The 12,622-nt window shown below is 67.7% G+C and carries 13 protein-coding genes and 2 pseudogenes; 14 read left to right on the forward strand and 1 reads right to left on the reverse strand.

Translation table 11 applies throughout. The features are described from left to right. The first annotated feature begins 295 nt into the window (after positions 1–295). From rpmE to BKN37_RS29990, 14 genes and pseudogenes are all read left to right on the forward strand, one after another. Complete coding sequence (gene rpmE, locus BKN37_RS21355) at positions 296–538, forward strand: 50S ribosomal protein L31 (RefSeq protein WP_071028960.1); 243 nt, start codon at positions 296–298, stop codon at positions 536–538. Between the two features lie 69 nt (positions 539–607). Further along, positions 608–1,681 carry a peptide chain release factor 1 gene (prfA, locus tag BKN37_RS21360; RefSeq protein WP_071028961.1) on the forward strand — a complete coding sequence of 358 codons (1,074 nt, stop codon included), beginning with the start codon at positions 608–610 and terminating at the stop codon, positions 1,679–1,681. Further along, complete coding sequence (gene prmC, locus BKN37_RS21365) at positions 1,678–2,517, forward strand: peptide chain release factor N(5)-glutamine methyltransferase (RefSeq protein ID WP_071028962.1); 840 nt, start codon at positions 1,678–1,680, stop codon at positions 2,515–2,517. The genes prfA and prmC overlap by 4 nt, the downstream gene beginning before the upstream one ends. 5 nt (positions 2,518–2,522) lie before the next feature. Beyond that, on the forward strand, positions 2,523–3,173 hold the full coding sequence (locus tag BKN37_RS21370; protein WP_071028963.1) for an L-threonylcarbamoyladenylate synthase: 651 nt from the start codon (positions 2,523–2,525) through the stop codon (positions 3,171–3,173). Positions 3,174–3,188: 15 nt separating this feature from the next. Continuing rightward, positions 3,189–4,400 (forward strand): glycosyltransferase family 4 protein, encoded by a 1,212-nt coding sequence (locus BKN37_RS21375; protein WP_071028964.1) that lies wholly within the window; start codon positions 3,189–3,191, stop codon positions 4,398–4,400. 226 nt (positions 4,401–4,626) lie between these two features. Beyond that, on the forward strand, positions 4,627–5,076 hold the full coding sequence (locus BKN37_RS21380; RefSeq protein WP_071028965.1) for an ATP synthase subunit I: 450 nt from the start codon (positions 4,627–4,629) through the stop codon (positions 5,074–5,076). After that, complete coding sequence (gene atpB / locus BKN37_RS21385) at positions 5,069–5,827, forward strand: F0F1 ATP synthase subunit A (protein ID WP_071028966.1); 759 nt, start codon at positions 5,069–5,071, stop codon at positions 5,825–5,827. Before BKN37_RS21380 ends, atpB begins: the two co-directional genes overlap by 8 nt. 74 nt (positions 5,828–5,901) lie before the next feature. Next, positions 5,902–6,159 (forward strand): F0F1 ATP synthase subunit C, encoded by a 258-nt coding sequence (locus BKN37_RS21390; RefSeq protein WP_071028967.1) that lies wholly within the window; start codon positions 5,902–5,904, stop codon positions 6,157–6,159. Positions 6,160–6,168: 9 nt separating this feature from the next. Further along, complete coding sequence (locus tag BKN37_RS21395; protein ID WP_071028968.1) at positions 6,169–6,702, forward strand: F0F1 ATP synthase subunit B; 534 nt, start codon at positions 6,169–6,171, stop codon at positions 6,700–6,702. A 6-nt stretch (positions 6,703–6,708) separates the two neighbouring features. After that, complete coding sequence (locus BKN37_RS21400; RefSeq protein ID WP_071028969.1) at positions 6,709–8,049, forward strand: F0F1 ATP synthase subunit B/delta; 1,341 nt, start codon at positions 6,709–6,711, stop codon at positions 8,047–8,049. Positions 8,050–8,097: 48 nt separating this feature from the next. Continuing rightward, positions 8,098–9,744 carry a F0F1 ATP synthase subunit alpha gene (atpA, locus tag BKN37_RS21405; protein ID WP_071028970.1) on the forward strand — a complete coding sequence of 549 codons (1,647 nt, stop codon included), beginning with the start codon at positions 8,098–8,100 and terminating at the stop codon, positions 9,742–9,744. 6 nt (positions 9,745–9,750) lie between these two features. After that, complete coding sequence (locus BKN37_RS21410; RefSeq protein WP_071028971.1) at positions 9,751–10,671, forward strand: F0F1 ATP synthase subunit gamma; 921 nt, start codon at positions 9,751–9,753, stop codon at positions 10,669–10,671. Between the two features lie 25 nt (positions 10,672–10,696). Continuing rightward, positions 10,697–12,148: a F0F1 ATP synthase subunit beta gene (gene atpD, locus BKN37_RS21415; RefSeq protein ID WP_071028972.1), complete on the forward strand. Its 1,452-nt coding sequence runs from the start codon at positions 10,697–10,699 to the stop codon at positions 12,146–12,148. A gap of 30 nt (positions 12,149–12,178) precedes the next feature. Further along, positions 12,179–12,466 (forward strand): annotated as a pseudogene (locus BKN37_RS29990) (F0F1 ATP synthase subunit epsilon); the annotation flags it as partial. A gap of 30 nt (positions 12,467–12,496) precedes the next feature. On the opposite strand, the pseudogene BKN37_RS29995 reads toward BKN37_RS29990, so the two are convergent. Continuing rightward, positions 12,497–12,622: pseudogene (locus BKN37_RS29995) on the reverse strand (hypothetical protein); the annotation flags it as partial.

Below are 12,622 nucleotides of genomic sequence, written 5' to 3' on the forward strand. Positions count from 1 at the left end.
CCCCCGGTGATTAGGCGTTTGATCTGCATCTTCATCGTCACCGCCGCAACTTTCTGTCCGTGTCGGTGACGATCTGCCACCGGCGTAAATTGTTCAACGTCGGCCGGGGACCGTATTCATCCGGGGGTTGGGCGGCGCCGCGGACGGCGGGAATGCGGGCGCTCAGCGCGACGTTTGGGAGGATGGCGGCTGACCTGGCATAATCGACCGGCGACCGCCCTGGCATTTCAGGCACCTTGAGGTTCCGGTTCACGCCTTACCGGCGACCCGGCGACCCGCAATCGAAGAGGACATCATGAAATCTGGCATTCACCCTGCCTACGGCGAGACCACCGTGGTCTGCGGCTGCGGCAACTCGTTCACCACCCGCAGCACCAAGCCGGGCGGCCACATCGTGGTCGAGGTCTGCTCGCAGTGCCACCCGTTCTACACCGGGAAGCAGAAGATCCTGGACAGCGGCGGCCGGGTGGCCCGCTTCGAGCGGCGCTACGGCAAGCGCAAGACCGGGGCCCAGCAGGAAGCTTCGGCCGACAAGTAGCAGCACCGACGCCCGGACTGTTGCGGAAACCCGCGCAGGCCGGGCGTCGCTTTGTGTTCGGAGGTTGAGATGACGCAGAGCGTCCAGGCGATCGACGCGTTGTTGGCCGAACACGCCGACCTGGAACGTCAGCTCGCCGACCCCGAGCTGCACAACAATCCCGCCGAGGCGCGCAAAGCCGGGCGCCGGTTCGCGCAGCTGGCACCCATCGTCGCCACCCACCGCAAGCTGGAATCGGCGCGCGGCGATTTGGACACCGCCCGCGAGCTGGCCGCCGACGACGACTCGTTCGCCGCCGAGGTCACCGAGTTGGAGACCCGGGTGGCCCAACTGGACACCCAGCTCACCGACATGCTGGCGCCGCGCGACCCGCACGACGCCGACGACGTCGTGCTCGAGGTCAAATCGGGGGAGGGCGGCGAGGAATCGGCGCTGTTCGCCGCCGACCTGGCCCGGATGTACATCCGCTACGCCGAGCGCCGCGGCTGGACGGTCACCGTGCTCGACGAGACCACCTCGGATCTGGGCGGCTACAAGGACGCGACGCTGACCATCGCCAGCAAGGGCGACGCCGTCGACGGGGTGTGGTCCCGGCTGAAGTTCGAGGGCGGTGTGCACCGGGTGCAGCGGGTCCCGGTGACCGAATCCCAAGGCCGGGTGCACACCTCGGCGGCCGGGGTGCTGGTGTATCCCGAACCCGAGGAGGTCGGCGAGGTCCAGATCGACGAATCGGATCTGCGCATCGACGTCTACCGCTCCTCCGGCAAGGGCGGCCAAGGCGTCAACACCACCGACTCGGCGGTGCGGATCACCCACCTGCCCACCGGCATCGTCGTCACCTGCCAAAACGAGCGTTCGCAGCTGCAGAACAAGACCCGTGCGCTGCAGGTGCTGGCGGCGCGACTGCAAGCCATGGCCGAGGAGCAGGCGCTGGCCGACGCGTCGGCCGACCGCGCCAGCCAAATCCGGACCGTGGACCGCAGCGAACGCATCCGCACCTACAACTTCCCGGAGAATCGCATCACCGACCACCGGATCGGTTTCAAGGCGCACAACCTGGACCAGGTGCTCGACGGCGACCTCGACGCGCTGTTCGACGCGCTGGCCGCCGCCGACAAGCAGTCCCGGCTGCAGGGGACATGAGCCGGCTGCGGTGCGCCATCGACTCCGCCACGGCGGTTTTCGCCGCGGCCGGGATCGACTCCGCGCGCACCGACGCCGAGGAGTTGGCCGCGCACCTGGCGGGCACCGAGCGCGGCCGCCTGGCGCTGCTCGACCCGCCCGGCGACGACTTTTTCGCCCGGTACCACGACGTGGTCAGCGCGCGGTCGCAACGGGTGCCACTGCAGCACCTGACCGGGACGGCGTCGTTGGGCCCGGTGACCGTGCACGTCGGTCCGGGGGTGTTCATCCCGCGCCCGGAAACCGAGGCGCTGCTGGAGTGGGCGATGGCGCAGCCACTGGGCCCGCAGCCGGTGATCGTCGACGTCTGCACCGGATCCGGCGCGTTGGCGCTCGCGTTGGCGCGGCACCGGCCCGGCGCCCGAGTGCTCGCCATCGACGACTCCGACGCCGCACTGGATTACGCCCGGCGCAACTGTGTGGGTACCGGCGTGGAGCTGGTGCGCGCCGACGCGACGACGCCCGGCCTGCTGGCCGAACTCGACGGCGGCGTCGATCTGGTGGTGGCCAACCCGCCCTATATTCCCGACGGTGCGGTGCTGGAACCCGAAGTGGCCCAGCACGACCCCGCGCACGCGCTGTTCGGGGGGCCGGACGGGATGGCGGTGATTGCGGCGGTAGCCGTCGCCGCGGGCCGGTGGCTGCGTCCCGGCGGCCGGTTCGCCGTCGAACACGACGACACCACGTCGGCGCTCACGGTCGACACCGTCGGGGACACCGGCCTTTTCGACGCCGTCACGGCGCGACGGGACCTGACCGGGCGGCTTCGTTTCGTGACGGCGGTCAGGAAGGATTAGCGGGCATGACCCTCTACGACTGCGCCGACACCGATCAGCGGGCCCAGGGCATCGCCGCGGCGGCCAGCGCGGCACGCAGCGGCCGCCTGGTGGTGATGCCCACCGACACCGTCTACGGCATCGGCGCGGACGCCTTCGACAGCGCGGCGGTCGCCGCACTATTGGCCGCCAAACGCCGCGGCCGCGATATGCCGGTGGGTGTGCTGGTCGGCTCCTGGCACACCATCGAGGGGCTGGTGGTCGCGGTGCCCGACGCCGCCCACGAACTGATTCGCGCCTTCTGGCCGGGTGCGCTGAGCCTGGTGGTCCGCCAGGCCCCGTCGCTGCAGTGGGACCTCGGCGACGCGCGCGGCACCGTGATGCTGCGAATGCCGTTGCACCCGGTGGCCATCGAACTGCTGCGTGAGGTGGGCCCGATGGCGGTCTCCAGTGCCAACACGTCGGGCCAGCCGCCGGCGGTCGACGCCGCGGAGGCCCACCGCCAACTCGGCGACCTGGTCGACGTCTATCTGGACGCGGGACCGTCGGCGCAGCAAGCGGCCTCCACCATCGTCGACCTCACCGCCGCCACCCCGCGGATCCTGCGGGTGGGACCGGTCAGCGCCGAAGCCATCGGCACCGTGCTGGGCATGGCGCCCGCCGAGTTGACGGCGTGATCGGAGCTTAGGTTCGTGCAGTACGGTCGCGGGGTGCTCAGCGACGTGGACAGCCTGGCCGGCGGTCTGCTGGCGCTCTCGGAGCGCGGTGCCGGCGTCCCGCTGCGCGAACTTGCCCTGGTCGGGCTGACCGCGGCGATCATCACCTACTTCAGCACCGGGCCGGTGCGGCTCTTGGCCACCCGGTTGGGCGCGGTGGCCTACCCGCGCGATCGTGACGTGCACGTGCAGCCCACGCCGCGGATGGGCGGGCTGGCCATGTACGTCGGCGTCTTGGCCGCGGTCTTTTTGGCGTCCCAGCTGCCGGCGCTCACCCGCGGCTTCGTGTACTCCTCGGGCATGCCCGCGGTGCTGGTGGCCGGCGGGGTGATCATGGGCATCGGCTTGATCGACGACCGGTGGGGCCTGGACGCGTTGACGAAGTTCGCCGGCCAGATCACCGCGGCCAGCGTGCTGGTCACCATGGGGGTGGCCTGGAGCGTGCTGTACATCCCGCTCGGCGGGGTGGGCACCATCGTGTTGGATCAGGTCTCCTCGATCCTGCTCACGCTGGCGTTGACCGTCTCGATCGTCAACGCGATGAACTTCGTCGACGGCCTCGACGGTCTCGCCGCCGGCCTGGGCCTGATCACGGCGTTGGCGATCTGTTTGTTCTCCGTCGGCCTGCTCCGCGACCACGGCGGCGACGTGCTGTTCTACCCGCCGGCGGTGATCTCGGTGGTGCTGGCCGGGGCCTGCCTGGGGTTTTTGCCGCACAACTTCCACGGCGCCAAGATCTTCATGGGCGACTCGGGGTCGATGCTGATCGGCCTGATGCTGGCGGCCGCGTCGACGACCGCCGCCGGCCCGATCTCGCAGAGCGCCTACGGCGCCCGCGACGCGTTCGCGCTGCTGTCGCCGTTCCTGTTGGTGGTCGCGGTGATGTTCGTGCCGGCCCTGGACACGTTGTTGGCGATCGTGCGGCGCACCCGCGCCGGACTGAGCCCGTTCAGCACCCCCGACAAGATGCACCTGCATCACCGTTTGCTGCAGATCGGCCACTCGCACCGGCGAGCGGTGCTGCTCATCTACCTGTGGGTGGGCATCATCGCCCTCGGCACCGCCAGTACGATCTTCTTCGATCCGCGCTACACCGGGGCGGTCATGCTGGGGGCGATTCTCGTGGCGATTGTGGTGACGGTGATCCCGTTATTGCGCCGCAGCGAAACACTCTACGACGACCAGTAGTAGGGGTGTCTACCATGTGGTACGGTGCTGGCAGAACCCGAAAAAACCTCGCGGGTTGCCGGCCCCGGCCCATCGGTGTAAAAGCCGATCGGCGCCGACCAACGACCGACACAGGGAGCTGCCCCTTGAGTGATTCAAGCGCGCCCTGGCCTATCCGATACGCTCGGCGGGTCGCGCGACAGATCACAACAGCGGCACTCGAGAACGCGGGGATTGAGGTGAGGCGGTGACGACACCAGCGCAGGACGCGCCGTTGGTGTTGCCCTCTGTGGTATTCCGGCCGGTTCGGCTGCTCCTCATCTGCCTTGCCCTGACCGCGGTGGCGACCGCCGCGGCCGCCCAACTGGGCCACGTGGCGTTCGGGTTGTTCTTCGGTCTGGGGTTAGCGCTGGGTCTGCTCAACGCCGTGCTGGTGCGCCGCGCGGCGCTGGCCATCACCGCCCAAGACCATCCGCTGAAGAAGAAGATGGCGCTCAATTCCGCGTCGCGGCTGCTGGTCATTACGGTGATCGGGCTGGCGATCGCGTTCTACTTCCAGCCCACCGGGCTGGGTGTGCTGTTCGGGTTGGCGCTGTTTCAGGCGGTGCTGGTGCTGACCACCACGCTGCCAGTGGTAAAAAAGCTGCGCACACAAGCGACAGAGCCCGGCGTGGACGAAGGGACCGCAGATGACTGAGACGATCCTGGCCGAGGCCGCCATCGAGGTCGGACACCACGAGACGGCCGTTTGGCCGGTGCTCGGCGAGGTCAACGTCGACACCATCGTGGCCTCCGGGATCGCGGCGGTGATCGTGATCGGGTTGGCGTTGTTCCTGCGCGCCAAGGTCACCTCCAGCGGGGTGCCCGGCGGGGTGCAGTTATTCTTCGAGGCGATCACCATTCAGATGCGCAACCAGATCGAGGGTGCCATCGGGATGAAGATCGCGCCGTTCGTGTTGCCGCTGGCAGTCACCATCTTCGTCTTCATCCTGATCTCCAACTGGCTGTCGGTGCTGCCGCTGCAGTACAGCGACAAGGCCGGCAACGCCAAGGAGCTGTTCGCGCCGCCGGCCGCCGACATCAACTATGTGCTGGCGCTGGCGCTGTTCGTGTTCATCTGCTACCACCTGGCCGGGTTCTGGCGCCGCGGCATCGTCGGGCACCCGGTGAAGCTGCTCAAGGGCCACGTCGCCTTCCTGGCGCCGATCAACCTGGTCGAAGAGCTCGCCAAACCGATCTCGTTGTCGCTCCGGCTTTTCGGCAACATCTTCGCCGGCGGCATCCTGGTCGGGTTGATCGCGCTGTTCCCGCCCTACATCCTGTGGGCGCCCAACGCGATCTGGAAGGCCTTCGACTTGTTCGTCGGGTTGATCCAGGCGTTCATCTTCGCGCTGCTGACCATCCTGTACTTCAGTCAAGCCATGGAGCTCGAAGATGAGCACCACTAGAGCACCCGAACCCCGCTGACGCGGACCACTACAGACCTGGTAGATGGCTACCAGTTATCAAGGAGGATAAGGACATGGGAGATCCCAATCTCATCGGACTCGGCGCCCTCATCGGCGGCGGGCTCATCATGGGCGGTGGCGCGATCGGCGCCGGTATCGGTGACGGTATCGCCGGTAACGCGCTGATCTCCGGAATCGCTCGGCAGCCCGAGGCCCAGGGTCGGCTGTTCACCCCGTTCTTCATCACGGTCGGTCTGGTCGAGGCGGCCTACTTCATCAACCTGGCCTTCATGGCGCTGTTCGTGTTCGCCACCCCGATCGCCGCACAGTAATCCGCAGAGATGGGTGACATGAGCGCTATTGTCCTGGCCGCCGGTCAGGGAGCCGAGGAAGGCGGCAGCAAGAACTTCCTCATCCCCAACGGCACCTTCTTCGTCGTGCTGGTCATCTTTTTGATCGTGCTCGGCGTGATCGGGGCCTTCGTGGTGCCGCCGATCATGAAGGTGCTGCGGGAGCGCGAAAACATGGTCACCAAGACCATCGCCGACAACAAGAAGTCGGCCGAGCAATTCGCTGCCGCCGAGGCCGACTACGAAAAGCAGATGTCGCAGGCGCGGGTGGAAGCATCCGCGGTACGCGACCAAGCACGGGCGGAGGGCCGCAAGGTCCTCGAGGAGATGCGCGGTCGCGCGGACGCGGAGGTGGCATCCACCCTGCAAAGCGCCGGCGAGCAACTCAAGCAGGAGGGGGACGCCATGGCTGGGGAACTGCGCGCCCGGGTGGAGACACTCTCGGCGACCCTGGCCAGCCGGATTCTCGGCGTGGACCTCACCTCCTCGGCAGCAGCGACAACCTCGGCGACCACAGGGCGGTAGCGGATCATGTCGACGTTCATCGGACAACTGGTTGGTTTCGCGGTCATCGTCTGGCTGGTGTGGCGCTACGTCGTGCCGCCGGTGCGCCGCCTGATGGCCGCCCAGCAGCAGTCGGTGCGGGACCAGTTGGCGGAGTCCGCCGCGGCCGCCGAAAAGCTGGCGCAAGCCGACCAGGCCCACGCCAAGGCCTTGGAAGACGCCAAGACCGAGGCGAAACGGGTCTCCGAGGAGGCCCAGGCGGATGCCAAACGCCTCACCGAACAACTGCGGGCCCAGGCCGACAGCGAGGTGGAGCGCATCAAGGTGCAGGGCGCCCAGCAGGTGGAGCTGCTGCGCGCCCAACTGATCCGCCAGCTGCGCGCCGACCTGGGTAGCGAATCCGTGCGGCGCGCCGAGGAACTGGTGCGCGATCACGTCACCGATTCGGCTAACCAGTCGGCCAGCGTCGACCGGTTCCTCGATGAGCTGGATGCCATGGCCCCCTCGGCGGCCGAGATCCAATATCCGGTGGCGTCCAAGATGCGCTCGGTCAGCCGGGAAGCGCTGACCAATCTGGCGGCGCGGTTCGAGGACGGGGTCGCCGGGCTCGACGACGCGGGGCTCTCCACCCTGGCCGCGGATCTCGCCTCGGTGGCCGCACTGCTGGACCGCGAAACCGTCGTCACCCGGTATTTGACGCAGCCCGCCGACGACCCGGCTCCCCGGGTCCGGCTGGTGCAGCGGCTGGTGAGCGGCAAGATCGCCGACTCCGCCCTGGAGCTGGTCAAAGCCGCCGTGGCGGAACGCTGGTCGGCCAACGCGGATCTGGTCGACGCGATCGAACTGTTGGCTCGGCAGGCGCTGCTGGTGCGCGCCGAACGCGCCGGGCAGGTCGACGAGGTGGAAGACCAGCTGTTCCGGTTTTCCCGCGTGCTCGACGCCCAGCCGCGCCTGGACACCCTGCTCAGCGACAACACCGCGCCCGCCGAACGCCGGGTCGCGTTGTTGCGCAACGTGCTGGACAGCGCCGGCGGCAACGCCAACCCGATCGCGGTTGCGCTGCTGTCCCAGACCATCGGACTGCTGCGCGGCGAACCGGCCGCGCAGGCGGTGCTGGGTCTGGCCGAGGTCGCGGTGGCCCGCCGCGGCGAGGTCATCGCCCACGTCGGTGCGGCCGGAGACCTCTCCGACGCCCAGCGCACCCGGCTCACCGCGGTGTTGAGCCGGATCTACGGCCACCCGGTAACCGTGCAGATGCAGATCGATCCCGCACTGTTGGGTGGGCTCTCGATCGCGGTGGGCGACGAGGTGATCGACGGTACGTTGGCGGCACGTCTCGCCACCGCCCAGGCCCAGCTGCCCGACTAACAGACTTATCGATAACTACCCATATCTAAGGCAGGAAGACGAAAAGCCATGGCTGAGTTGACAATCTCCGCTGATGACATTCAGGGGGCAATCGAGGAGTATGTGAGCTCCTTTACCTCCGACACCGCCCGCGAAGAGGTCGGCACGGTCATCGACGCCGGTGACGGTATCGCCCACGTCGCGGGTATGCCGTCGGTGATGACCCAGGAGATCCTGGAGTTCCCCGGCGGCGTGCTCGGGGTGGCGCTCAACCTCGACGAGCACAGCGTCGGCGCGGTGATCCTGGGTAACTTCGAGAACATCGAAGAAGGCCAGCAGGTCAAGCGCACCGGCGAGGTGCTGTCGGTGCCGGTCGGCGACGCGTTCCTGGGCCGGGTCGTCAACCCGCTGGGGCAGCCGATCGACGCGCGCGGTGACATCGAGGCCGAGACCCGCCGCGCCCTGGAGATCCAGGCGCCGTCGGTGGTGCAGCGCCAAGGGGTGAGCGAGCCGCTGCAGACCGGGATCAAGGCCATCGACGCGATGACCCCGATCGGCCGCGGCCAGCGTCAGCTGATCATCGGCGACCGCAAGACCGGTAAGACCGCCGTCTGCGTGGACACCATCCTCAACCAGCGCAAGAACTGGGAGACCGGCGACCCCAAGCAGCAGGTGCGCTGCGTGTACGTGGCCATCGGCCAGAAGGGCACCACGATCGCCAGTGTGCGTCGCGCCTTGGAAGAGGGCGGCGCGATGGACTACACCACCATCGTGGCCGCCCCGGCCTCGGACTCCGCCGGGTTCAAATGGCTTGCCCCCTACACCGGCTCGGCGATCGCCCAGCACTGGATGTATGCCGGTAAGCACGTGCTGATCGTGTTCGACGACCTGACCAAGCAGGCCGAGGCCTACCGTGCGATCTCGCTGCTGCTGCGCCGCCCGCCGGGCCGCGAAGCCTACCCCGGTGACGTGTTCTACCTGCACTCGCGGTTGCTGGAGCGCTGCGCCAAGCTGTCCGACGAACTCGGCGGTGGCTCGCTGACCGGTCTGCCGATCATCGAGACCAAGGCCAACGACATCTCGGCCTACATCCCCACCAACGTCATCTCGATCACCGACGGCCAGTGCTTCCTGGAGACCGACCTGTTCAACCAGGGTGTGCGGCCGGCCATCAACGTCGGTGTGTCGGTGTCCCGTGTCGGTGGTGCCGCCCAGATCAAGGCCATGAAAGAGGTGGCCGGGTCGCTGCGTCTGGACCTGTCGCAGTACCGCGAGCTCGAGGCCTTCGCCGCGTTCGCCTCCGACCTGGACGCCACCTCCAAGGCTCAGCTGGAGCGCGGTGCCCGACTGGTCGAGCTGCTCAAACAGCCGCAGTACCAACCGATGGCGGTCGAGGAGCAGGTGGTGTCGATCTTCCTGGGTACCGGCGGTCACCTGGACTCGGTGCCGGTCGAGGACATCGGCCGCTTCGAAACCGAGTTCCTCGACCACGTGCGGGCCTCCGAGGAGGACATCCTCAAGGAGATCCGTGAGTCGAAGAAGCTTTCCGACGAGGCCAGCGAAAAGCTGACCGAGGTGGTCAACCAGTTCAAGAAGGGCTTTGCCGCCACCGGTGGCGGCTCGGTGGTGCCCGACGCGCACGTCGAGGCCCTGGACGAAGAGCAACTGGGCAAGGAAGCGGTACAGGTCCGCAAGCCCGCGCCGAAGAAGAAGTAACGGACGATGGCTGCCACACTTCGCGAACTGCGGGGACGCATCCGCTCTGCCGGGTCGATCAAAAAGATCACCAAGGCCCAGGAGCTGATCGCCACCTCGCGTATCGGCCGGGCGCAGGCCCGGCTGGAAGCGGCCCGGCCCTACTCTGTCGAGATCACCCGGCTGCTCACCACGTTGGCCGCCGAAGCCGCGCTGGACCATCCGCTGCTGGTCGAGCGTGACGAGCCCAAGCGGGCCGGCGTGCTGGTGGTGTCGTCGGATCGTGGTCTGTGTGGTGCCTACAACGCCAACATCTTCCGCCGCGCCGAAGAGCTGTTCTCCCTGCTGCGGTCGGAGGGCAAGACCCCGGTGCTCTACGTGGTCGGCCGCAAAGCGTTGAGCTACTACACCTTCCGGAACTGGAAGATCACCGAGTCGTGGACCGGGTTCTCCGAACGGCCCAGCTACGAGGACGCCACGGCCATCGCCTCGACGCTGGTGAAAACGTTCTTGGCCGGGGCCGACGACCACGGCGACGACCCTGGCACCGACGGTGTGCTCGGCGTCGACGAACTGCACATCGTCGCGACCGAGTTCAAGTCGATGCTGTCGCAGTCGGCCGAGGCGCGCCGGATCGCCCCGATGGTGGTGGAGTACGTCGGGGAGGAAACCGGACCGCGCACCCTGTACTCGTTCGAACCGGACGCGACGACGCTGTTCGAATCACTGCTGCCGCGGTATCTGACCACCCGCGTGTACGCCGCGTTGCTGGATGCCGCCGCCTCGGAGTTGGCGTCGCGTCAGCGGGCGATGAAGTCGGCCACCGACAACGCCGACGACTTGATCAAGGCCCTGACGCTGGAGGCCAACCGCGAGCGTCAGGCCCAGATCACCCAGGAAATCAGCGAAATCGTCGGTGGCGCAAACGCGCTGGCCGACGCCAGGTAAGCCCCTTAAGGAAGCGAAGAAGATCATGACTGCTACCGCTGAAAAGTCCACCGCCAAAGGCGGCGCCGACACCGCCGGACGCGTGGTGCGGGTGACCGGCCCCGTGGTCGACGTCGAGTTCCCACGGGGTGCCGTTCCCGAACTGTTCAACGCGCTGCACGCGGAGGTCACGTTCGAGTCGCTGGCGAAAACCCTGACGCTGGAGGTCGCCCAGCACCTGGGTGACAACCTGGTGCGCACCATCTCCATGCAGCCCACCGACGGGCTGGTGCGTGGCGTAGAGGTCACCGACACCGGCAAGGCGATCTCGGTCCCCGTCGGTGACGGGGTCAAGGGCCACGTCTTCAACGCGCTGGGTCACTGCCTGGACGAGCCGGGTTACGGGAAAGACTTCGAGCACTGGGCCATTCACCGCAAGCCGCCGGCCTTCGACGAGCTGGAACCCCGCACCGAGATGCTGGAGACCGGGCTGAAGGTCGTCGACCTGCTCACCCCGTACGTGCGTGGTGGCAAGATCGCGCTGTTCGGTGGTGCCGGTGTGGGCAAGACCGTGTTGATCCAGGAGATGATCAACCGCATCGCCCGAAACTTCGGTGGTACGTCGGTGTTCGCCGGCGTGGGGGAGCGGACCCGTGAGGGCAACGACCTGTGGGTCGAGCTCGGTGAGGCCAACGTGCTCAAGGACACCGCGCTGGTGTTCGGGCAGATGGATGAGCCGCCGGGTACTCGTATGCGGGTGGCGCTGTCGGCGCTGACCATGGCCGAGTTCTTCCGCGACGAGCAGGGCCAGGACGTGCTGCTGTTCATCGACAACATCTTCCGGTTCACCCAGGCCGGCTCGGAGGTCTCCACGCTGCTGGGCCGGATGCCCTCGGCGGTGGGCTACCAGCCCACGCTGGCCGACGAGATGGGTGAGCTGCAGGAGCGCATCACCTCGACCCGCGGCCGGTCCATCACCTCGATGCAGGCCGTGTACGTGCCCGCCGACGACTACACCGACCCGGCGCCGGCGACGACCTTCGCGCACCTGGACGCCACCACCGAGCTCTCCCGTGCGGTGTTCTCCAAGGGCATCTTCCCGGCGGTGGACCCGCTGGCGTCCAGCTCGACCATCCTCGACCCGGGTGTGGTCGGCGACGAGCACTACCGGGTGGCCCAGGAGGTTATCCGAATCCTGCAGCGCTACAAGGACCTTCAGGACATCATCGCGATCCTCGGTATCGACGAGCTGTCCGAGGAGGACAAACAGCTGGTGAACCGGGCGCGGCGTATCGAGCGGTTCCTGAGCCAGAACATGATGGCGGCCGAGCAGTTCACCGGCCAGCCCGGTTCGACGGTGCCGCTCAAGGAGACCATCGAGGCGTTCGACAAGCTGTGCAAGGGCGAGTTCGACCACCTGCCCGAGCAGGCCTTCTTCCTGATCGGCGGTCTGGACGACTTGGCCAAGAAGGCCGAGAGCCTCGGCGCCAAGCTGTGATGGCGGCCCGGCGGCGAAAGGTGGTATGAGGTGGCAGAACTGGATGTCGAGATCGTCGCCGTCGACCGGAAGGTGTGGTCGGGGAAGGCGAGCTTCATCTTCACCCGCACCACCGTCGGCGAGATCGGGATTATGCCCCGGCACATCCCGTTGGTCGCCGAACTCGTCGATGACGCCATGGTGAAGGTCGAGCGGAACGACGAGGACGATCTGCGGATCGCGGTGCACGGCGGGTTTCTGTCGGTGACCGAGGAGGGCGTGAGCATCCTCGCCGAGTCCGTGGACTTTGGCGACGGGAGCGCCGAGGCCCCCGCCCGCCCCGACGCCCGCGCCCCACCGCGCCCCGCCCTTCAGCCCCATCTTGTGCTCCAGCCCGGTGACGAACACGCCGTTGCGCTCCCCCGGCTCGCCGGTCTCCGGGTCCAGCAGGAATTTCGGCACCACGAACAGGCTCAGCCCCTTGGTGCCCGGGCC

Source organism: Mycobacterium talmoniae, from assembly GCF_001854525.1.
Taxonomy (GTDB): Bacteria; Actinomycetota; Actinomycetes; order Mycobacteriales; family Mycobacteriaceae; genus Mycobacterium; species Mycobacterium talmoniae.

What these genes read in the sequence shown, in the direction of transcription:
- rpmE (WP_071028960.1), top strand. Translation starts at nt 296, where the DNA reads ATGAAATCTGGCATTCACCCTGCCTACGGCGAGACCACCGTGGTCTGC.
- prfA (WP_071028961.1), top strand. Translation starts at nt 608, where the DNA reads ATGACGCAGAGCGTCCAGGCGATCGACGCGTTGTTGGCCGAACACGCC.
- prmC (WP_071028962.1), top strand. Translation starts at nt 1,678, where the DNA reads ATGAGCCGGCTGCGGTGCGCCATCGACTCCGCCACGGCGGTTTTCGCC.
- BKN37_RS21370 (WP_071028963.1), top strand. Translation starts at nt 2,523, where the DNA reads ATGACCCTCTACGACTGCGCCGACACCGATCAGCGGGCCCAGGGCATC.
- atpB (WP_071028966.1), top strand. Translation starts at nt 5,069, where the DNA reads ATGACTGAGACGATCCTGGCCGAGGCCGCCATCGAGGTCGGACACCAC.
- BKN37_RS21390 (WP_071028967.1), top strand. Translation starts at nt 5,902, where the DNA reads ATGGGAGATCCCAATCTCATCGGACTCGGCGCCCTCATCGGCGGCGGG.
- BKN37_RS21395 (WP_071028968.1), top strand. Translation starts at nt 6,169, where the DNA reads ATGGGTGACATGAGCGCTATTGTCCTGGCCGCCGGTCAGGGAGCCGAG.
- BKN37_RS21400 (WP_071028969.1), top strand. Translation starts at nt 6,709, where the DNA reads ATGTCGACGTTCATCGGACAACTGGTTGGTTTCGCGGTCATCGTCTGG.
- atpA (WP_071028970.1), top strand. Translation starts at nt 8,098, where the DNA reads ATGGCTGAGTTGACAATCTCCGCTGATGACATTCAGGGGGCAATCGAG.
- BKN37_RS21410 (WP_071028971.1), top strand. Translation starts at nt 9,751, where the DNA reads ATGGCTGCCACACTTCGCGAACTGCGGGGACGCATCCGCTCTGCCGGG.
- atpD (WP_071028972.1), top strand. Translation starts at nt 10,697, where the DNA reads ATGACTGCTACCGCTGAAAAGTCCACCGCCAAAGGCGGCGCCGACACC.